The sequence below is a fragment of the Cyclobacterium sp. L-R genome, from assembly GCF_056859355.1.
Window position 1 is genome coordinate 203,771 of sequence record NZ_JBSXOH010000084.1, and the last position, 20,319, is coordinate 224,089.

Below are 20,319 nucleotides of genomic sequence, written 5' to 3' on the forward strand. Positions count from 1 at the left end.
TTCGATGGCAGGGGAACAATGTTCCTGACTTTAGCCCATTTTAAAATCAACAGGTGATGGTTTGATATTGGCTATGACTTTATATTTTGTTCGCATTATTACAAAAAAAGCGAGGAAAGTTTTAAGTTTTCCTCGCTTCAATTATTATTATTAGAACCGTTTACTTTCTTGAAATAGCCTTTTTAGCTGCTTCAACAATGTTTTTGGCGTTCAAACCATATTTCTCCAATAGCTCAGCAGGTGTTCCTGATTCTCCAAAGGAATCGTCAACACCGATAAACTCAAGAGGGGCTGGTTGATTTCTGATCAATGTCTGCGCAATACTGTCATTCAAGCCACCATTGAATTGGTGTTCTTCTGCACTTACTGCACAACCTGTTTTGGCAACAGATGCCAATATGGCCTCAGTATCGAGAGGTTTAATGGTGTGAATGTTTATAAGTTCTACAGAGATGCCTTCAGCTCTTAATATAGCTTCTGCTTCTACTGCTTCCCATACAAGGTGTCCTGTAGCGAAAATAGTTACGTCTGTACCTTCGATCATTTTCCAGGCTTTACCTATTACAAATTCCTGGTTTTCAGGAGTGAAAATAGGCCATTTTGGTCTGCCGAATCTAAGGTAAACAGGGCCTTCATGCTCAGCGATAGCCATGGTTGCTGCCTTTGTTTGGTTGTAATCACAAGGATTTATAACCGTCATATTTGGAAGCATTTTCATCATGCCTACGTCTTCAAGGATTTGGTGAGTAGCACCATCTTCTCCTAAAGTAAGTCCTGCATGAGAGGCACAAATCTTCACATTCTTTTCAGAATAAGCTACAGACTGTCTGATTTGATCATATACACGTCCTGTAGAAAAGTTGGCAAATGTACCTGTGAAAGGTATTTTACCTCCAATGGTTAGTCCAGCAGCAGCACCTATCATGTTGGCTTCTGAGATTCCCATTTGGAAAAAACGCTCAGGGAATTCCTTTTGGAAGGCTCCCATTTTCAATGAACCAATAAGGTCAGCACAAAGTGCAACCACGTTTTCGTTTTTTCTACCTGCTTCTAGCAGACCATCACCAAACCCGGACCTGGTGTCCTTTTTTTCAGTGTATGTATATTTTGTATCCAATTTATTTTCCATTATTCAAACTTTTTTAGATCTGTTATCACCGAAATCAATAATCACCAAGGGTTTCTTTCAGTTGTCCTAAGGCATTTTCTAGTTGCTCGTCATTTGGAGCTACACCATGCCATTTGTGAGTGCCAACCATGAAATCTACTCCGTAGCCCATGTCGGTATGTAACAGGTTCAATACTGGTTTCCCTTTTCCAAGGAGACTTTTTGCTTTTTCCAGCCCTTTGACTACACCTGACATGTCATTGCCATGCTCGGTTACCATGACTTCCCAGCCAAAAGCTTCCCATTTGGCTTTTAGATCTCCAAGGTTGATAATGTCCTTGGTAGGTCCATCTATTTGTTGACCGTTAAGGTCTATGGTTGCGATGATATTGTCCAGTTTATGGTGAGGAGCACTTAGAGCTGCTTCCCAAATCTGTCCTTCTTGCTGCTCTCCATCTCCCATTAGGACATAGACAGTTTTGTCATCGTTATTGATTTTTTTTGCAAATGCAGCACCTATGGCTACAGATAGTCCTTGGCCCAAAGAACCGGAAGCTACACGTATACCCGGTAGTCCTTCTTCAGTGGCTGGATGTCCCTGTAATCTGCTATTTAATTTACGGAAAGTTTTTAATTCACTTGTCTCGAAATAACCGCTTCTGGCCAATACACTGTACCATACGGGTGATATATGTCCATTTGAAAGGAAAAATAGATCTTCTCCAGGTCCATCAATATTGAAATCTGGGTTATTTGTCATTTGGTCAAAGTACAGGGCTACGAAAAACTCAGTACAGCCCAAAGATGCTCCTGGATGACCTGATTGACAGGCATGCACCATTCGTAAAATATCTCTTCTTACCTGGGAGCAGATTGCTTCTAATTGTTCGGTTGATTTTTTTTCCATTGATTTGGAATTATTTAATAATTTGATTGGTGTGTTCCTTTGTTTTAACTTTTGAAATAATTTCTTCAATTACTCCCTTTTCATCAATAATAAAAGTGGTTCTGGCTGTGCCCATGTATTTTCTTCCATACATGTTTTTCTCTACCCAGGTTCCATATTTTTCATGTACACTTTTGTCTTCATCAGCAATGAGCGGAAAGGGTAGCTCAAATTTCTCAATGAATTTTTTATGAGATTTCTCCGCATCTGAACTTATCCCTAAGACTACATAGCCGGCTTTTTGGAGACTTTCGTAGTTGTCTCTCAAATTACAGGCCTGGGCAGTGCATCCGGGGGTGTTGTCTTTTGGGTAAAAGTACAAGACTACTTTTTTTCCTTGAAAATCGGATAACTTGATGGGATTTCCATCTTGATCTTTTGACTCAAAGTCAGGTGCCGTTTGGCCTACTTCTAGTGACATAGTTGTAGTTTTTTTTATTACTATTGATTTTAGCCCTTAAATATCGGAATAAATTAAATGTTTCCCTTATAAATGGCCTCGTTATTTGCTCGATCTCTTACTTTTAGCAAAACCTCTCCTTTTAAAGTAGTGCCAGGCAACGGGTCAGACCATATTATGGCTTGCTTGTGTTCGTACCTCATCTGTGTCCATTTTCCATCTACCCAAGCATTAAAATCCTTTATTCCAGACAAATTGTCTTTGATTACAAACCTAATTTCTCGACTATTGACACGTACTGCCCGGATTAAGGGTGGAATGCTGTCGGTGGCCAATACGAAATCTCCAAAAACCCTGGTTTTGAAATTTATAAATGGACCCTGCCAGTTGCCACCTACAAAATTTTTATGCCCGTTTCTGTACAATTGATACATATGGGTTTTGGATGTGTCTCCCTGGAAATTATCGACTTTCATTCTCACTGAAACTTGTTGCCAAAGGTAATCAAATTGGTCATTGATGGTCAATCCTTTCAAACCCTTCTCTTCAAAATGTTCAATTCTTAAATAAAGGTCATCCAGCAAGCTTTCTTTTTCAAAGTTTATTCTTACTTCTCCATTGTCGAACAGCAGTTCTTCTCCCGCGGGGATTCTGGCTTCAACTTCTGGCAGAATGGTTTCGGAACAAAGGTCAATCGAATCGGGAACGCCCAGACGCATGTCCCACAGGTAGGTCCGTTTATTTCTTCCTGCATAGGCGTAAGGCAGCTCCATAGACAAGCCATTTACATGAACGATGGCCAGGTCACCTTCTTCAGCAGCTGTACTGTTTAAGATCAATACATTCTCTTGGTAATCGATTTGACTATTGCCAGAGGTATAGTTTATGCCTTCTAAGTCAGTTGGAGCAAGCTCACCACTGAATTGGATCCTCAAGTCTGATTCATTGGCATAGGCATCCAATAATTTTACAGTTATGGATTTTTCCTCACCAAGCATGGCTGATATGGCCCCACTTAATACCGTATCGGGTACGTAAAATGAAAACTTGTTGTTTGGTTTTTTGTAAAGCCGAGTATAACGGTTCCGATAGGTGTGTAGGAGAATATGGCGGCCAATGTTGAAATCTATTTCATTGACCTCAGCTCTAAATATTTTTTTGTCGGCCTCATAAATTTCAAAAATAGGAAACCCATTTCTATTGTACATTTCATCCAACTGATCGTAGGCCAGTACTTCAATGCCCACCTTTCCTGAAATTTTAACCGTAGGCTGTACCTGAAATGCGCCAGAACTATAGATAAGAGAGAATTCTTGTCGGCGATACATTCCATTGACCCGGCTGTCAGGTGTTAGCGGACTTATGGCGACCCTTCGAACGATGGGGGAGGTGGTGTCCACTATTTCTTTGAAGCCAGCATGTAGGGGATCGATGGCCCTGTTCAGTGAATCCCTGATTTCAAAATGCAGGTGGGGACCACCCGAACTACCAGTGTTGCCGGAATAAGCAATGGTGTCTCCCTGAGAAATGGGCAATTCTCCAGGTTTTAACGTGTATTCCAATTCATTTTCACGGGCTTCATATATTTTACCCTGCATGAATTCTGCTATTGGCGATTCAAAACTTCTGAGATGGGCATACACCGTGCTTGTTCCATTGGTGTGTTTGAGGTAAAGCACATTGCCATAGCCGAAAGAAGAAACTTTGATTTTGGAAACGTAACCATCCGCAGAAGCGAGTACGGCCAAACCTTGTCTTCCTTCCGTTTTGATGTCAAGTCCGGTATGAAAATGATTGCTCCTTATTTCACTCATGTTTCCGGCAAGGAAATTTTGTTCACCGGGTTTGATAGGAAAGAGGTAATAGCCTTTCTGAGTTTGTGAGAGAAAGACAAGGGCAAGCAATACAAATAGTAAGATGTATAGGGAATTATTTAACTTCAAAATCCAACAATTTTTCATCTTCCACATATGCCTCCAGTCTATCTCCAATGTTCACCTTGCCTACTCCGGCAGGTGTTCCAGTATAGATAAGGTCACCTGTTTTCAAGGTGAAAAATTGAGACACATAGGCGATTATTACATCAAAAGGAAATAGCAATAGTGAGGTGTTTCCTGTTTGGCGCCGTTCCCCGTTGATGTCAAGGTGAAAGTTGATATTGGAAATATCAGGAAAATCGCTGATCGGTTTAAATTGCCCTAATGGAGCTGAGCCATTAAATGCTTTGGCAATTTCCCAGGGTAGGCCTTTTTCTTTACACTTTTGCTGCAAATCACGGGCGGTAAAGTCTATGCCAATTCCAATTTCATTGTAATATTTGTGGGCAAACTGCTGTTGAATGTATTTGCCTTCCTTATTTATTTTAAGGACCAATTCCACTTCATGGTGAATATTGTCAGAATATTCAGGATGGTAAAAAGGGGCATTGTCTTTTAACAAGGCCGTATCCGGTTTCATAAATACAACAGGTGATTCGGGTCTTTCGTTGTTAAGCTCTTCTATATGTGCCGCATAATTTCGGCCTATGGCAATTATTTTCATCTTCAAAGAAATAATAGTATGGGTTGCAAAGAAAGGGATTCTAGGTTGATTTTAAAAGAGGCTTTATTTAATCGGGAAAAAGTTTAGAAATTGTTTTAGAATTTATCCTGCTGGCTTAAAATCAATTAGCCCTCATTTCCGGCTATAGCGATAAAAAAGTCCCCTTTTTTCTTGTTTTGGTTTTGTTAAATTGAAGAATATTGGTTTATATTTGCATCACTGATCGGGAAGCGGTCGGAATTGATATTAAGATAGGATTTAAAAAAGTTTTTTTTGCTGATTGTTAGAAACAATGAGCAAGCTTAAAAAAATCAAGATTAATTTGTTTACATGCTTCACCAATACTTAGAGAGTTGGGTGAGTGGCTTAAACCAGCAGTTTGCTAAACTGTCGTACGCCTAATAGCGTACCGGGGGTTCGAATCCCCCACTCTCTACTGAATAAAACCCTAGCTTATTGATTTTCAATAGGTTAGGGTTTTGTTTTTTTAGTCAGGGGCTATTTGTGGGGATGGGGATAAATTTCCGGATCAGCTTATAGATAGTGCGAAAAGGATGCAATCCAAAGTGTTTTACTTTTAATTGTTGAATGAGGGCAAGGGGGAAATAAATTTGATCTGCTGGATTATATTAGAATAGCTGTGAATAAGCATGAGATGAAATCATTGGTAATTCCGTCCAATTCCAATTGCAAATTGAAATAATAGAAGGGGGGTGTTTTGCAAACCTACACCCAGTCTGGGATGAACTTTAATTTAAAAAGCCTTATCTAGCTTTAAAGGGACAAATCTAAGTAGAATATTATTATGATGACAGCCGAAGACATCACTAAATACATTGGGTGGAATTATGAGGTTTACAGCTCTAAAAAAAATAAATACTGAAATATCATCCATTGGAACAAATCAAATTGTAATACGGAATCGTTAACTTTAGGGAACGAAAAGAAAAATCGATGGATACAGTTAAAATACGAGAAGAAATAAGCCAATACCTTCAACATGCAGATGATCGTGTGTTAAAGCTTATTCATGGGCTGATTAAAGCAGACCAAATAGCTTCACCTGTTGGATATAAACCCGATGGCACAGCTATCACAAAAGAGGAACTAATATCCAGGGCGGAAAGGTCTGAAAAGGACATTAAAGAAGGCCGTGTAAAAACGTCACAACAGGTCAGGGAAGAAATAAAGCATTGGTAGTCCATGGAGGTTAGGTTTTCAGAGTGGGCGAAAAGATGCTTGAAAGAGATTTACGATCATTATTCAAGGGAAGCCAGTCCCGCAAAAGCGAATGAGATTGTAAATAAAATTATTGACAGAGCAGAAACGCTTGAAAACTATCCGAATAGATGGAGAGTAGAAGACGACCTGATATCTCTTGGGAAAGGGCACCAATATTTGCAGGAATATCATTACAAAATCATTTACAAAGTTGATAGAGAAATCGTTATTGTCACGGATATTTTTAGCAACTATCAAAAACCTACCAGGAAACCGAAAAGGAATAAATAGCCACCGAGCAAGACCACGGCTTGGGGTAGAATCGGCTACACCCTTTTATTCCTAACTTACTTTGAAGTAGAAATTTTTTATATGCCATTTGCAATGGCTTCTGAAAGACCTCCTTTTCTAAGTAAACAAATGGACAAAATTTTGAATACTGTACTGATATTTGAGACCCCATCCAAATCAACGACACTATATTCGGTTACTCGGTCAGCATTCAATTGTAATTCAATCAAGGATAGACTATTTTTAGTTTTGGGAGAGGCTTATCAAATAAGAAATCAGGAAATCGAACCTGCCAGAGGCAGACAGGCATGACGAAATCGTCAGGCCAAGGAATGATTATCTTGACGAGATTCCACCCCGATAAACCGGGGCAAGTTCTGACCTTTGAAAAACTAATTTAACAGATGAAATGCCCTATTTTTTCACATTCAAAATTTATTCATGAGAATCCGGTAAGGACAGGAATCTTGGAAAAACGAGAGGATTACATGTGTTCGAGTGCAAGAAATCGAGCATGACCCAATTGTCGCGCGATTAGAAGATTATCAGCTATGCGAGATTCCACCCCGATAAACCGGGGTAAGTTCTGACCATTAAAAAATAATTAGAAACAGATGAAATTATGCTGGATTAGAAGGTTTGATAACCGTGGATCATTGGTAATTCCGTCCAATTCCAATTGCAAATTGAAAAGGATAGAAGGGTGTTTTGCAAACCTATACCCAGCTCACGAAGGCATAAACTACACCTAGCGGGGGCAACAATTTTATGGTTCTGATTTTTATCAACAGTATAAATCCGGAGACATTGATTTCTCTGAGTCTTTAAATAAATTCTTTCAAAATAGGGCCGAACAATAAAAAGTATCATGATGGCATACAAAAAAATATCATTTTGGGTAATGGTAGCTGCTTTAATGGCTATCTCATTAATTGTGTTGAAATGTGTGTCCTATGAAATTAATGCTGAGAATAATGTAAACAAGTGTGAAAAATTAAAGAATGGCATGTCATTTACCCAGGTTATTGAAATCATGGGGAAACCTGATAATATTAAGACTTACAATGCAAAAATAAATTACAAGGATTTAGAAGTCACTAAATACTATTATGATGCCCCTTCCGGGTCTTCAGTTGGCGTAAACATATTTTTTGGTGCCAAAACAAAAAAGGTAGTAAGAACAGAATGTAAAGACTGAAAGTTTGAAAAATCCTAAGCCCGGCAAGTCTAGGCTTTTCTTATATCAGGTTATTCTTAGAAGCCATGATAAAGTGATCGAACATTAGCAGGATAGAGCTGCTTTCTTTCTCCGGTAGCTTTATGATTTCCAATAATCGTTGCAGCATTTTTTCGTCTTTAAACAGCTTGGAAGATTCATTCTCTCCTAGCAAATACCCCACACTAGTATCAAGAAAGTTGGCCAGCTTTTTAGCGGCTTCAATGGAAGGGGTCATTTCGGCCCTTTCGTATTTACTAATGGTGGTATGGGATGTATTGAAAATCTCAGCCAGTTATTTCCAGATACACCTACTTTTTTTCTACCGAAAAAAAAAAATCTATCTTTAGGATTGTCAATAAGGGCAAAAAAGTTCTTTCTAATTTGAATTGATAGCAGGTCTCGACTAGGTTTAATGACAGCATAGTTAAGATCACCGAAACGGACACCACGGGTTATGCCCGGGACGCCTCTGGGGACTGTTTTAGTGAAGGGCCTGGTGGCAGCGCAGGCATGGCTGTCTATAAAAACGACACCTTGATAGAACAATCGATCTATGGCAGTTCCCGACTAGGCTTAATGACGGCCACATCCAAACCAGGCTACCGAACCCTGGGAGGCAAAAAGTACGAACTATCCAACCACCTGGGAAATGTTCTGGCCGTGGTAAGTGACAATATCCATCTCGACCAGGATTCCACTTGGGCCAGTGTGGTCAATGTTACGGACTATTATCCTTTTGGATTGGCGATGGACGGTCGTAGCGTGCAGGATAGTACGTACCGATATGGGTTCCAAGGACAGGAACGGGATGACGAGATTAAGGGCTCTGGAAACAGCATTAATTTTTAATATCGAATGCATGATCCAAGGATTGGAAGATTCTTTGCTGTAGATCCACTTGCACCAAGTTACCCTTTCAATAGTCCGTATGCATTTGCTCAGAATAGAGTTATTGACGGAATTGAACTTGAAGGATTGGAGTGGAAAAAAGCTACTGATGCCAATGGCATTATATCAAGTGCAAGTTATGTCGGTTTCGATTCGAATGGTAATGCTCCTAAAGGAACTTTTCCATCAGTGGCTTGGGAATCTTCGGTGATTGGTTTTGAGTTAGGTTCCGATGGTAAAACAAATACTTTTCAACAAAAAATTCTCAATATAGGTACTCCAAATGGCGGTGTTCAAATGTTTAGCGCTAATTCCTCAGGAATGGTGGAATTACCTGCAAATAATCCAGAAGAAAGAAACGGTATATTTTCAATTGATGGTTTGACTCTTTATGGTTTTTACAACCGTAATGATGAAAGGGGAGGAGATCCAAAGGATCAGTGGGGGAAAGTGGGAGCTGTAGCTCGAATGATTAATTCAATAGTGGATTACACGCAATCTTATTCTGGGGATATTATTCAAATTGGTGATATGAAAACACCAACAAACGGACGCCCTTATGTCTCTTCGACTTCGACCCATCACGGTAATACAAACGCCTTTGATATTAGAGTATTAGGAGAGGGAGGAAGCTTTAGGGGTACATTTTCAAGCCCATTACATGATGTGAATAGGTCTAAAACCTTTATAAGAAGTTTAGAAATGAATGGTTTTGGTAGAATAATTGTAGGTAGAAGCATATTTGACACATTGAGTAATGGAGGTACTAAAATTAAGGTTGCAACAGACAGAGCAGGAAGAAAAACCCATGAAAACCACTATCATGTTGATGATTTCTAGAGTCATATTTTTATTTTTTTTAGTTCTATTTTTTTTGTCATGTAATAAAAAAAATGACAAGAAAGATCGAACATTATATGAAAAGGATGTTTTGAAAAGTGAAATTCTTGATTTTTCATTAAACCCTTTAAACAACGATTATTATCATATAGCATCCAAGCATGATACTACTTTGAAAGCCTTTATGGAACGTGAAAATGACAATTTTGGAGAATACAATAGAGTTTATCGTCATTCTAGGCTATTTGATGATTACATATTTTATATTTGTTTTGATGATTATGAAACCAGTTTGGTTTTAGCAAGTTTAAAAAAGAGCAGTTGTTTCGTAGTTGCATCCCAAGGTGGTGATGGAGAAGATTTTTGGGAGATTAAATCAAAATTTCTTAACAAACAAACTCTTGAAAAAACATATTTGAAAGGTTATTTTACAATGACAGAACCTGATACCATGTATATTTCAATGAAAATTATTTCAATAGTCGAGTTATTAAATGGTGAATTAAGAGAAACTCCAATTGACAGTGTTTTTAATTTGGTTGAAGTTTTGTAGTGATTGTCAAAGGGTATATGTTTTGAATTTAATCTAGATATGGAGTAAGATAATAAGGTATTTTAACAATCTGATAATAAATTAATGGGAAATTGAAAGAATGTACTATTATCTTGTAAGGATATTTAACAACTATATATTTTCTGCTTTATATGTAAGGATAATATTTTTTGAAAATTCTTGCCAAGAAATGAAAAGTAATAGGTATTAGATATTTAGCGGATCTCCTCGGTCTAGATGTCAACCAGTCCATGCAGGCCATGGTATATGGATATGATCAGCTTCACAGGATCGTTCAGGCCAGAAGTTTGATTGGTTCACAAAGCACTGGCTTTGATTCGAGGTCGCCAGGTGCAAATAAATACGATGCGGATTATAGTTATGATCCAAATGAGGACCAACCGTTAAAAAACAGTCCAGTGGACTGTTTTAGGGAGAGCCTGTCCCGAGAAGTAAAGCGGATCGGGAGGCCAGATTGCAGGGCAGGCCTAAGTGAATTTGGTTGAATAAAGGGTTTTAAAGACTTCATCGAACTATCATTAAATAGAAAATCCATATCTTTACAGAGGCGGGATGAAACGACAATCCGTGATGATTTGACATACGAATACTATGAGTTCAGCAACAAGCTGAAGAATGTGGATGGTACGGAGACTGATAATTACACTTATGATCAGATCGGCAACCTGGTTAGTGACAATGCCGAAGGCATTGACAGTATTGCTTGGACGCCATATGGTAAGGTGAGGGCTGTTTACAAAAACGATACTTCTGAAGTACATTTTAGGTATGATGCCGCTGGTAACCGCATCGCTAAGATCACCGAAACGGACACCACGGTTTATGCCCGGGACGCCTCTGGAAATGTCATGGCAGTCTATAGAAACGATGCCTTGACTGAGCAATCCATTTATGGTAGTTCAAGACTTGGTCTTATAAACTATGCTTCGAAAACTGCTTACAGAACCCTGGGTGGCAAGAAGTAAGAACTAAGTAATCACTTAGGAAACGTATTGGCAGTGGTTTCGGACAATATCCACTTGGATCAGGACAGCACTTGGACCAGTGTAGTAAATGTTACGGGTTACTATCCTTTTGGGCTGGCCATGGATGGTCGTAGCGAGCAGGATAGTACGTACCGTTATGGGTTCAATGGGAAGGAAGAAGATTCATCCGGAGAATGGGGTTCAAAGAGCCATTATGACTACGGTTTTAGGATCTATAATCCGAGTATAGCGAAGTTTTTGAGTGTGGATCCGCTTGCAAGTTCATATCCTTGGTACACACCATATCAGTTTGCAGGGAATAAACCAATTTATGCAATAGATTTAGATAGTGCTGAGGAGTTACCCTACTGGGATCGATCTGAATATAATGCCACAGAAGGGACATTATCGAAAGGATTGAGATTTTCAGGTAATGCATTAAAGAGTATATATAACGACGCTGCAGGGACTTGGAATTATGGTGTCCAAGTAACCAAGACCGGAATCCATGAAGGCCCGTTATCTGCCGCCCAGAAAGTTAAAAGAGATGTAACTGATATAGGATTAGGTATTTACAATTATACAAAGAATACATCTTTTGAAGAATTCAGGCAAGATATAAAAAAAGGTCTAAGCTCAGTAGAAACCTATGAACAAGGGGTTGGTGGACTAGTAACTTTTGGGGGAGGAGCTGTACTTAAGGCCAATAAGTTAGGGAATTTTTCAAAGTTAAAAAATCTAACATAGGAAACCCCTCTTGATTTAGTTCCTTATGATCCGCATTTCGCAGTGAAACAAGGTTTAAATTCATCGGAAGCAACTTATGATTTTGATGTAATTAGACGAATGATTCCAGATGATGTTCCGAACACATTTAAGCCTTCATCAACCATATTGGAAGGTGAGAAGTATAAATTTTCAATCAATAATACAAAGATAGAATTAAAGTGGCATTCTCCAGACAGTGATGCAGCCACTAAATTTCCAGATTCTAATTCTGGAACAACAAACACTACACAAATCAAAGTTGGAAAGAAATCTTTAAATCAGAGTGGACAATTTCAACGAAAACCCGACAATTCTACCCATTTACCTTTAAAAGAATGATGATCGAAGAAATCAATGACTTGCCAGAAAAACTTTCGTCAGATAAGCTAAGAATTATATTTCTTAGGGTAATTAATAGTAATGAAGAAATTGTAGAAAAGTTTGAGTGCATTAATGATTTAGCGGAAAAGCAATGGCATAACTACGAACTTATCGATATAGATTTAAGAGATGTTATTATCGAATGGATGCAAAGAAATCTGGACTTCGACTCGCCTACAATGGTAGATTATAGTCTTAATATTATCTCATATTTAGGACTCCAAGAAATATACGAGTGGCTAAAAAAATGTAAAATGAAGAATTATGAGTCACAAAGGTTAGTGGAGGAGGCTATTAAAGAGTATGGAGACGATGTCTCTAATCCATATACTGGAATGTAGTTTTCTTCTTAATAATCTGTAGAGTAATTCGTTTTACCTAATTAATAATTTAGGCTAAAACAAAGGAATGACTATATTTAACTGAAAGTAACGAATAGCCAAGATCATTGAAAGTGGTACGACCACCTACGTCCGAGGTGCCTCTGATTACTGAGGGTTAAAAAACAGTCCGGTGTACTTTTTTAGCGAAGGACCAGGTTTCAGTGGAGGCATATGCTTATTCAATGACAAGACACTTACCGAATAATCCATTTATGGTAGTTCACGCCTTGGATTGGTTAATTTTGCATCCAAGACAGGCCCGGGCTGGGTGTAGAATCCTCTACACCCTTTTATTCCTAACTTACTTTGAAGTCGAAATCTTTTATATGCCATTTGCAATGGCTTCTGAAAGTCCTCCTTATCCAAGTAAACAAATGGACAAAATTTTGAAACCCCATCCAAATCAACGATACACTCGGCCAGCATTTATTTGTAATTCAATCAAGGATAGACTATTTTTAGTTATGGGAGAGGCTTACCAAATAAGAGATCAGGAGATGGCTTATTTTTTCACATTTGAATTAAATACATGAGAATCCGGTAAGGGCAGGAATCGTGGAAAAACCAGAGGATTACATGTGTTCGAGTGCAAGGAATTATTCTGGACTAGAAGGTTTGATAGCCGTGGATCATTGGTAATTACGTCCAATTCCAATTGCAAATTGGAAAGAATAGAAAGGTGTTTTGCAAACCTACACCCAGCTCACGAAGACATAAACTACATCTAGGGGGACAATATATGGCTGGTTATTATTACGTAAGCTATACAGAAGCGTATTTAATAACGGTTTAGACGATTTACAAGAAGACGTAAACAAGTATTTACTGTTCTAAAAAAAAATCTTTGAAGTAGCAACTAAATACAGTTACTTCGTGTTATGTCTAAGAAAGAAAAACTACTGGAACGATTTCTTACACAGCCTAAAGATTTTCATTACGATGAAATTGTAAAGCTTTTAGGTTACTTTGGTTTTGAGGAGATAAAAAAGGGTAAAACCAGTGGTTCAAGGGTTAAGTTTGAAAACGAATCGGGTGTACCGATTATGTTGCACAAACCGCACCCAAGTGGCATAATGAAAGCGTACCAATTAAAACAAGTAAAGGAGGTTTTAGACTTATGAAGTATTTAGATTACAAAGGATACACAGGGAGTATTGAGTATAACCATGATGATAATTTACTTTATGGAAAGGTACTCGGTATTCAAGGTTTAATTTCTTATGAAGGCTTAACAGGTCAAGAGTTAGAAAACGATTTTAAAGAAGCGATAAATGTTTATTTAGCTGATTGTAAAGAAGCAGGTAAAACACCGGAGAAACCCTATAAAGGGAGCTTTAATGTTCGTATTTCAGCTTCATTACATCAAAAGGCAGCTTTATTAGCAAAAGAAGCTAAAATGTCTTTAAACAACTTTGTTGCAGAATCCATACGTTCGCGAGTAACAAAAGAAAAAGTTTAGTAAAACACAAGTTGCAAGCCTCTGAGAAATCAGGGATTTTATTTTTAGGACGTGACCCCGATTATCGTAGCGAGATTCCACCTCGATAAACCGGGGCAAGTTCTGACCTTTTGAAAACAATTATAACCAGATGAAATTATGCTGGATTACAAGGTTTGATAACCGTGGATCATTGGTGAATCCGTCCATTTACAATTGCAGCTCGCTGGGATAGAAAACCAAAGAAATATTCCTTTCCTTGGATCCCTTCAAATTTCAGATATCCAGAAATAACTAAATTTCTGATAAGTAATTTTTATCAGGTTGATCCACAGGGGTTACTTCATTTTGAACAACCTAAAAGCGCCTGCACTCCGTTGAGCTTAGGCTATTTTATCTATTTTTGTTTCAGATGAAAGTTTGTATTGCAGAAAAGCCAAGTGTCGCCCGTGAAATAGCGGCTGTTCTAGGAGCTAATCATAGGCATGAGGGGTACTATGAAGGCAACGGATATATCGTTACCTATACTTTTGGGCACTTTTGCACCTTATTGGAGCCGAACGATTACGAACCTCATTGGAAGGGTTGGCACCTCAGTCACCTTCCTATGCTTCCTGAAAAATTCAAAACTAAAATTGTTAATAATCCGGGAGTCAAGAAGCAATTTGACATTGTAAAAAAGCTATTTGATACAGCTACACTGGTGATCAACTGTGGTGATGCCGGCCAAGAAGGAGAGTTGATTCAACGATGGGTAATTGAACAAGCGGGGTATAAAGGGAAGTCAAACGCTTATGGATTTCATCTTTGACCACAGAGGCCATCAAAGAAGGCTTTGACAAATTACAACCCTCGGCGAAATACGATAATTTATATTATGCTGGATATTCCCGAGCAATCGGAGATTGGTTGTTAGGAATGAATGCCACCCGGTTATATACGGTTAAACATGGTGGGTACAAACAAGTGCTGTCCATTGGCAGAGTTCAAACGCCTACACTGGCCATGATCGTTAATCGGTTTAAAGAAATTCAAAATTTCCAGCCACAACCCTACTGGGAACTACAAACCCTGTATAGAGAGACTGTATTTAACTGTGAAGAAGGGAAATTTTTAAAGAAAGAAGACGGGGAGACTTTTGCCAACCAGGTCAAAGAAAATGACTTTGAAGTCGTCTCAATTGCTAAGAAAAAAGGAAAGGAATATGCACCTAAGCTTTTTGACTTAACAGGATTACAGGTGCATTGTAATAATAAGTTTGGCCTTTCTGCCGATGAAACGCTCAAAATCGCACAGAAACTATACGAACAAAAATTAATCACCTACCCAAGAGTTGACACCACTTTTCTACCGAACGATATTTACCCCAAAGCACCAGAAATATTAGAGAAGCTAACGAAATATAGGTCGTTGACTCAACCCATTTTGGGGAAGAAATTAAAAAAGTCTACTAAGGTTTTCAATGACAAAAAAGTAACCGATCACCATGCCATGATTCCTACAGGCATGCAGGCTAGTTTACACGACAATCAGCTAAAAGTCTATGATATCATTACCAAGCGTTTCATCGCAGTGTTTTATGACGACTGTACAGTGGACAATACCACCGTATTAGGAAAAGTTGGTACGGTCCCGTTTAAAGCAAGAGGAAAGGTGATTTTAGAAAAAGGCTGGAGGGTTGTTTTTGAAACTGCAGATGGCAAAGAAAAAAAGGAGAAAGACGAGCTCCCGCTTTTTAAAAAAGGGGAAAAAGGGCCACATGAACCTTCTTTCCTAGAGAAAGAAACCAAAGCTCCAAAACAGTATACAGAAGCAACTTTGCTAAGAGGCATGGAGACTGCCGGTAAACAAGTGGACGATGAAGAGATGCGAGACTTAATGAAAGAGAATGGCATTGGTCGCCCTTCAACTCGGGCAAATATCATTGAAACACTGTTTAGACGACAATACATTGAACGTAATAAGAAGCAAATTTTGCCTACCGAAACTGGAGTGCAATTGATCGATATTATTAAGAATAACTTGCTGACCTCTGCAGAACTTACAGGACAGTGGGAGAAGCAATTGAAAGAAATAGAAAAAGGGAAATTTCATGCGGGTTCTTTTGTGGTGAACATGAAAAAAATGGTGGCGAATTTGGTCTATGATGTTATAAGGGAACAAAGTCATACTAAAATAGCGCATACCACTGAAAACAAGCTTCCTGAGAAAGAAAAATCAGCAACAACACTTGTGGGACAGCCCTGTCCAAAATGCAAGAATGGGTCATTGCTAAAAGGAAATTCAAGTTACGGATGCAGCGCTTATAAAAAGGGATGTGACTTTTTACTCGCTTTTTCTTTCGAAGGAAAAACTATATCAGAGAATCAATATTTGAGGTTACTTCAAAAAGGATCTACTGTCAATTTAAAGGGATTTAAAACGGCGACTGGAGATAAAGAAGGATTGATACGTTTCAATGAGAAATTTCAACTCGTTTTGGTAGAAAAGAAAGTAGCCAACTCGGCGGCTTCTAAGAAAACTCCTCCTGTCATTTCATGCCCTCTTTGCAATAAAGGAACCATAATAAGAGGAAAAACAGCCTATGGATGCAGCGCCTATAAAGAAGGGTGTGACTTTAGATACTCTTTTGATACCCTCCGGGAAAAAGCGAACAAGAAACCGTTGACTGTTGAGCTGGTGACATCTTTATTGAAGGAGAGTGTAGTTGGTTAAACTATTGAAATAGTATCGAAAAAAAACTGCTGCCCAGGTGGAATATCTATCCTATGCCTAAAACCAAAAGCAAAGCTTGAATAACCCAAAGAAAACCATAAGCAAATGGTTATGGCATAAACAAAGACTGCAAACACAGCCAAATATCCATAATTCTCCCAAACTCTTCTTAAAACCGGATTATCTTCAAAGATCAGGTAGTCGCAACCTATTAACATTTTTTAATAAATTAGTATTATGTTTTTAGTTGAATTATTACTATTATTGTAATAGTTTGAAAGTCATCGATATAATATTTCAAAATTACCTTGCTTGAAAGAGGCAATTTTTGATTTGTTTTAATAGATGACTTCGCGAAGGAGAGAAGTGAAGGGGGCATATTATAAGAATTTGAAGCTCAAGAGTATTTATTAAAAAGGTCGGATAAGCGTTGCAAAAAGTAAAATTCGCTCTAATTCCACTTTTTTATTTGGATTCATAAATAGCACATTGAATATTAAGCTTGTCTTCTCACGCTACCAATTCAACTTGTAAAGGTGAACTGATAATGATAAATGGGATGATGGTTTTTAGTCAAAGAAATTATTGTTAAAAACATAAACCCGAAACAAAATGAAATTACTCATTTCATGCCTTCTTCTGGCCTTCATCACTTTTGGCTCCCATGCCCAATCCAAACTTACTATTCGAGGAGTGGTGAAAGATACCACGAATATGCCACTCGACTATACCTCTGTGCTACTCCTTAGCCCCAAAGACTCGGCTCTGGTGGCCTACACCCTGACTAAAGAAAATGGAGCGTACCAATTCAAAAATGTAGAGAGACAACCGCTACTCATCAAAGCCACCTATATGGGCTACCTTCCCGTTCAAATGGAACTGGTTCTTCCTGAAACAGGTGATTTGGAAGTCGATGAGATTCAGTTGATGCCAATCTTACAGGAACTCTACGAGGTAGTTGTAAAAGCTGCCAAAGCGCCGTTGATGATGCGTGGAGACACCCTTGAGTATGATGCAAGTAAATTTAAAGTACCCCCTGGGGCTACTTTGGAAGAATTGCTTCGCAAGCTGCCCGGGATACAAATCGACAAGGATGGAAATATAGTTGCACAAGGGGAACAAGTACAGAAAGTAACTGTGGATGGAAGGCGCTTTTTTGGGGGTAATACAAAAATGGCTACACAAAACTTAAATGCTGAGTCAGTAAGCAAGCTTCAGTTATTCGATGACAAGTCAGAACAGTCCAAGTTAACAGGTGTTGAAGATGGAGTGAAGGAAAAAACCTTAAACGTTGAGCTGAAGGAGGAAGCCAGAAAAGGAGGCTTTGGTAAGCTTTCAGCAGCACTTGGTACAGACGGAAGATGGTCTGGTAATGCTTCATTCAATAAATTTGACAAAGTAAACCAATTTTCGGTGATCGGTTATGGCAACAATGTGAACCAATCCGGTCTGAGCTGGGATGACCTGCAGGAGTTTAAAGGGAGTGGTGCTTTTCAATTTGGCGACACCGGGGACTTTGGTTTTAATGGAGGTGGTTCGAATTATTTTTCGTTTTCAGGTGGGGACAATGAAGAATCCTTTGAAATCCCATTCAATAACCTCAACTCTGGTTACTCTAATAACCAAGCCATAGGTGTCAATTATAATTACCTGAAGGATAAAAAGGATTTTAATAGTAACTACTTTTATAGCCGTAGTGATCAAGCGCTGGAGAGTTTCAATAGCAGGACGAATTTTTTGCAGGACAATACTTCCTTTACCTCAACTGACCAAAACTCACAAAATAACATGGCAGGTCACCATCGGGTAAATCTTCGTTTTCAAAACGAATTAGACAGCGCCAATACTATCACCATTAACGTAAAAGGAAGGCTAAGTTCACTTACGACTTACTTGGCCAGCCATCAAGAGCTGATTCGCAGCAGTACGGAGCAAAGCCAAATGGATAGGAACAACCAATCGGATAAATGGTCAGGGGCCTTTCAGGGCACAGCAATATATAGGCATAAATTCAAGAAAAACGGACGAAACTTTGCAGCCAGTATCAGTGATACCTATAGTAAGGCAGACCAAAATGGTATACAAAAATCAGTTGTAGATCTCATGAACTCCACAGATCCAAATACCTATTTCCGAAACTTGGATCAATTGAACCAGGCACTGAATGGCTCCAACTTGATCAAGTCAAGCCTACTCTTTGTGGAACCAATCAAAAAAATATTTTTTTGGGAGACTTTCTACAATTTCAGCCAGTCACAGAGCGAAACCAACCGGCAAGTATACGATGTGGAGTCAAGCGACACCCAAGAGCTAAATCCGGACCTCAGTCGATTTTTTGAAAATACAATTACCTACAACAGATTTGGTTCTAGTATCCGATATGCCAACAAAGGCTCCAACTTAAGCGTTGGGTTAGCCGCTTCCAACTACCGGCTAAATGGACAATTTTCAGTCTTAAAGGATAGTGAAATATTGGGCCGAGTGAACAAGAGTTACCTCAATTTAACACCTAATGTAACTTTCTATAAAACAATGAAAGGGAACAAGCGCATCAGCGCAGGTTATAACATGGGCGTCAATCCCCCAAATATCGCCGACTTGCAGCCATATAAGGACATTTCTAACCCATTGTATATACGGGAAGGAAATCCTGATTTAGAGCCTCAAGTATCCCATTCATTCAATACTGGGTATAGCATGTATGATCCTGTTTCGTTTATAAATTTGCGGGTTTCTTTCAATTCAACATTCTATCAGAATCAAGTAGTTCAAAATCAAACCATAGACCCGGAAACCTTTGTCACTACCTACAAAGCTGGCAATGTTTCAGGGGGGCAGCGTTTTAATCCTTATTTAGGTTTTGGTTTTCCTATCGTAAAAACCAAGGCTTCCGCATACTTATATGCAAATCCCTCCTATACTAAAAGCCTTGCCCTCATCAACTCAGTGGAGACAGAGACCCAAACTTCCGGCAATAACTTTGGGGTTAATTTCAATCTGACACCTTTAGAATGGTTTAGCTTATATACCGGGTCATCCTTCAGGCTTAGCAAAACAAAATACGAACAGAATCCTTCCCAAAACCAAGACATAATAAATTGGAGTGCTTATAGTAATATGAACTTAAAATTCCCCAAAGATTTTTATTTAGATGTAAAATTCAACTATAACCGATATAAGAACGAAAGTTTTGGATTTGATCAAGAAGTACCTATTCTTAATGCATTCGTCTATAAACTACTCGGCAAGGCTAAAAAATGGGAAGTCAGGCTATCCGCTTATGACGTCTTCAAGCAAAATCAAACCATCAGCCAATATGCAGGTCAAAATTACGTTTCCACCGGTAGGATTGAAACACTATCAAGGTATTTCTTACTCGGAGTAACGTACAATATGCGGGGAATAGAAGTGAAAAAACGTAGATAGTGGAGTAATTGGGAAGATTCTATAGTCGCTAAATAAATAAGGTCAGCTTCTTAAATGGAAAATTAAGTTTACCGTTTGAGCAAGATCAATAGTAGTTGTGATTTAATTTATATTTGCTTTTTAAGCTATATAAATCCTCTGGCTTTTGAGTGAAAAAGTTGATTCTTTCTAATTTACAATGTTATATATAGTTAAATAGGTTTGAATGCTGGTGT

The 20,319-nt window shown here is 38.6% G+C and carries 24 protein-coding genes and 1 tRNA gene; 17 read left to right on the forward strand and 8 right to left on the reverse strand.

What is annotated here, in order from left to right:
• Positions 1-160 precede the first annotated feature (160 nt).
• From AC13EX_RS16625 to AC13EX_RS16645, 5 genes are read right to left on the reverse strand one after another with little or no spacing between them, the layout of a single operon-like run.
• On the reverse strand, positions 161-1,129 hold the full coding sequence (locus AC13EX_RS16625; protein ID WP_339714068.1) for a transketolase family protein: 969 nt from the start codon (positions 1,127-1,129) through the stop codon (positions 161-163).
• A gap of 34 nt (positions 1,130-1,163) precedes the next feature.
• On the reverse strand, positions 1,164-2,015 hold the full coding sequence (locus AC13EX_RS16630; protein WP_482893539.1) for a transketolase: 852 nt from the start codon (positions 2,013-2,015) through the stop codon (positions 1,164-1,166).
• Between the two features lie 10 nt (positions 2,016-2,025).
• The gene (bcp, locus tag AC13EX_RS16635; protein ID WP_048643833.1) at positions 2,026-2,475 is read right to left on the reverse strand and encodes a thioredoxin-dependent thiol peroxidase; all 450 of its coding nucleotides are present in this window, start codon (positions 2,473-2,475) and stop codon (positions 2,026-2,028) included.
• Positions 2,476-2,528: 53 nt separating this feature from the next.
• Entirely contained in the window at positions 2,529-4,397 is a 1,869-nt protein-coding gene (locus tag AC13EX_RS16640) for a M23 family metallopeptidase (protein ID WP_482893540.1), read from the reverse strand.
• Complete coding sequence (locus tag AC13EX_RS16645; RefSeq protein WP_339903792.1) at positions 4,384-4,995, reverse strand: fumarylacetoacetate hydrolase family protein; 612 nt, start codon at positions 4,993-4,995, stop codon at positions 4,384-4,386. The genes AC13EX_RS16640 and AC13EX_RS16645 overlap by 14 nt, the downstream gene beginning before the upstream one ends.
• Before the next feature lie 347 nt (positions 4,996-5,342).
• Between AC13EX_RS16645 and AC13EX_RS16650 the strand changes: the two genes are divergently transcribed.
• The 3 genes from AC13EX_RS16650 to AC13EX_RS16660 all read left to right on the forward strand — a co-directional run bounded on the left by AC13EX_RS16650 (position 5,343) and on the right by AC13EX_RS16660 (position 6,507).
• Positions 5,343-5,431 (forward strand) — tRNA-Ser (locus tag AC13EX_RS16650).
• A 518-nt stretch (positions 5,432-5,949) separates the two neighbouring features.
• Positions 5,950-6,195, forward strand: coding sequence for a hypothetical protein (locus AC13EX_RS16655; protein ID WP_482893541.1), 246 nt, complete (start codon positions 5,950-5,952; stop codon positions 6,193-6,195).
• A 3-nt stretch (positions 6,196-6,198) separates the two neighbouring features.
• The gene (locus AC13EX_RS16660; protein ID WP_482893542.1) at positions 6,199-6,507 is read left to right on the forward strand and encodes a type II toxin-antitoxin system RelE/ParE family toxin; all 309 of its coding nucleotides are present in this window, start codon (positions 6,199-6,201) and stop codon (positions 6,505-6,507) included.
• Positions 6,508-6,584: 77 nt separating this feature from the next.
• Here AC13EX_RS16660 and AC13EX_RS16665 read toward each other — a convergent pair whose 3' ends face one another.
• Complete coding sequence (locus AC13EX_RS16665) at positions 6,585-6,737, reverse strand: hypothetical protein (protein WP_482893543.1); 153 nt, start codon at positions 6,735-6,737, stop codon at positions 6,585-6,587.
• Between the two features lie 638 nt (positions 6,738-7,375).
• Here AC13EX_RS16665 and AC13EX_RS16670 point away from each other — a divergent pair.
• Entirely contained in the window at positions 7,376-7,705 is a 330-nt protein-coding gene (locus AC13EX_RS16670; RefSeq protein WP_482893544.1) for a hypothetical protein, read from the forward strand.
• Between the two features lie 40 nt (positions 7,706-7,745).
• Here the strand turns inward: AC13EX_RS16670 and AC13EX_RS16675 are convergent, their stop codons facing one another.
• Positions 7,746-8,018 (reverse strand): helix-turn-helix domain-containing protein, encoded by a 273-nt coding sequence (locus tag AC13EX_RS16675; protein ID WP_482893636.1) that lies wholly within the window; start codon positions 8,016-8,018, stop codon positions 7,746-7,748.
• 218 nt (positions 8,019-8,236) lie between these two features.
• Here AC13EX_RS16675 and AC13EX_RS16680 point away from each other — a divergent pair, with 218 nt between their 5' ends.
• The 12 genes from AC13EX_RS16680 (at position 8,237) to AC13EX_RS16735 (ending at position 16,678) form a co-directional block, all read left to right on the forward strand.
• Positions 8,237-8,575: a hypothetical protein gene (locus tag AC13EX_RS16680; protein WP_482893545.1), complete on the forward strand. Its 339-nt coding sequence runs from the start codon at positions 8,237-8,239 to the stop codon at positions 8,573-8,575.
• 6 nt (positions 8,576-8,581) lie between these two features.
• A complete protein-coding gene (locus AC13EX_RS16685; protein WP_482893546.1) occupies positions 8,582-9,454 on the forward strand; it encodes a hypothetical protein in 873 nt (290 codons plus the stop codon).
• On the forward strand, positions 9,423-10,007 hold the full coding sequence (locus AC13EX_RS16690; protein ID WP_482893547.1) for a hypothetical protein: 585 nt from the start codon (positions 9,423-9,425) through the stop codon (positions 10,005-10,007). Before AC13EX_RS16685 ends, AC13EX_RS16690 begins: the two co-directional genes overlap by 32 nt.
• Positions 10,008-10,258: 251 nt before the next feature.
• Positions 10,259-10,513 (forward strand): hypothetical protein, encoded by a 255-nt coding sequence (locus AC13EX_RS16695; RefSeq protein ID WP_482893548.1) that lies wholly within the window; start codon positions 10,259-10,261, stop codon positions 10,511-10,513.
• 90 nt (positions 10,514-10,603) lie between these two features.
• The gene (locus AC13EX_RS16700; protein ID WP_482893549.1) at positions 10,604-10,993 is read left to right on the forward strand and encodes a hypothetical protein; all 390 of its coding nucleotides are present in this window, start codon (positions 10,604-10,606) and stop codon (positions 10,991-10,993) included.
• Between the two features lie 33 nt (positions 10,994-11,026).
• Positions 11,027-11,740 (forward strand): RHS repeat-associated core domain-containing protein, encoded by a 714-nt coding sequence (locus AC13EX_RS16705; protein ID WP_482893550.1) that lies wholly within the window; start codon positions 11,027-11,029, stop codon positions 11,738-11,740.
• Between the two features lie 42 nt (positions 11,741-11,782).
• Positions 11,783-12,100 (forward strand): hypothetical protein, encoded by a 318-nt coding sequence (locus AC13EX_RS16710; RefSeq protein ID WP_482893551.1) that lies wholly within the window; start codon positions 11,783-11,785, stop codon positions 12,098-12,100.
• A complete protein-coding gene (locus AC13EX_RS16715; protein WP_482893552.1) occupies positions 12,097-12,483 on the forward strand; it encodes a hypothetical protein in 387 nt (128 codons plus the stop codon). The genes AC13EX_RS16710 and AC13EX_RS16715 overlap by 4 nt, the downstream gene beginning before the upstream one ends.
• Before the next feature lie 920 nt (positions 12,484-13,403).
• On the forward strand, positions 13,404-13,646 hold the full coding sequence (locus AC13EX_RS16720) for a type II toxin-antitoxin system HicA family toxin (protein ID WP_482893554.1): 243 nt from the start codon (positions 13,404-13,406) through the stop codon (positions 13,644-13,646).
• A complete protein-coding gene (locus AC13EX_RS16725) occupies positions 13,643-13,984 on the forward strand; it encodes a type II toxin-antitoxin system HicB family antitoxin (RefSeq protein WP_149395041.1) in 342 nt (113 codons plus the stop codon). The genes AC13EX_RS16720 and AC13EX_RS16725 overlap by 4 nt, the downstream gene beginning before the upstream one ends.
• Before the next feature lie 391 nt (positions 13,985-14,375).
• Positions 14,376-14,774 carry a toprim domain-containing protein gene (locus AC13EX_RS16730; RefSeq protein WP_482893555.1) on the forward strand — a complete coding sequence of 133 codons (399 nt, stop codon included), beginning with the start codon at positions 14,376-14,378 and terminating at the stop codon, positions 14,772-14,774.
• Complete coding sequence (locus AC13EX_RS16735; RefSeq protein ID WP_482893556.1) at positions 14,771-16,678, forward strand: DNA topoisomerase; 1,908 nt, start codon at positions 14,771-14,773, stop codon at positions 16,676-16,678. The genes AC13EX_RS16730 and AC13EX_RS16735 overlap by 4 nt, the downstream gene beginning before the upstream one ends.
• Here AC13EX_RS16735 and AC13EX_RS16740 read toward each other — a convergent pair.
• Positions 16,675-16,896, reverse strand: a complete 222-nt coding sequence (locus AC13EX_RS16740) for a hypothetical protein (protein ID WP_482893557.1) — start codon at positions 16,894-16,896, stop codon at positions 16,675-16,677. The two genes, AC13EX_RS16735 and AC13EX_RS16740, sit on opposite strands and share 4 nt — an antisense overlap.
• Positions 16,897-17,290: 394 nt before the next feature.
• Here AC13EX_RS16740 and AC13EX_RS16745 point away from each other — a divergent pair, with 394 nt between their 5' ends.
• On the forward strand, positions 17,291-20,104 hold the full coding sequence (locus AC13EX_RS16745) for an outer membrane beta-barrel family protein (RefSeq protein WP_014022465.1): 2,814 nt from the start codon (positions 17,291-17,293) through the stop codon (positions 20,102-20,104).
• Positions 20,105-20,319 lie beyond the last annotated feature (215 nt).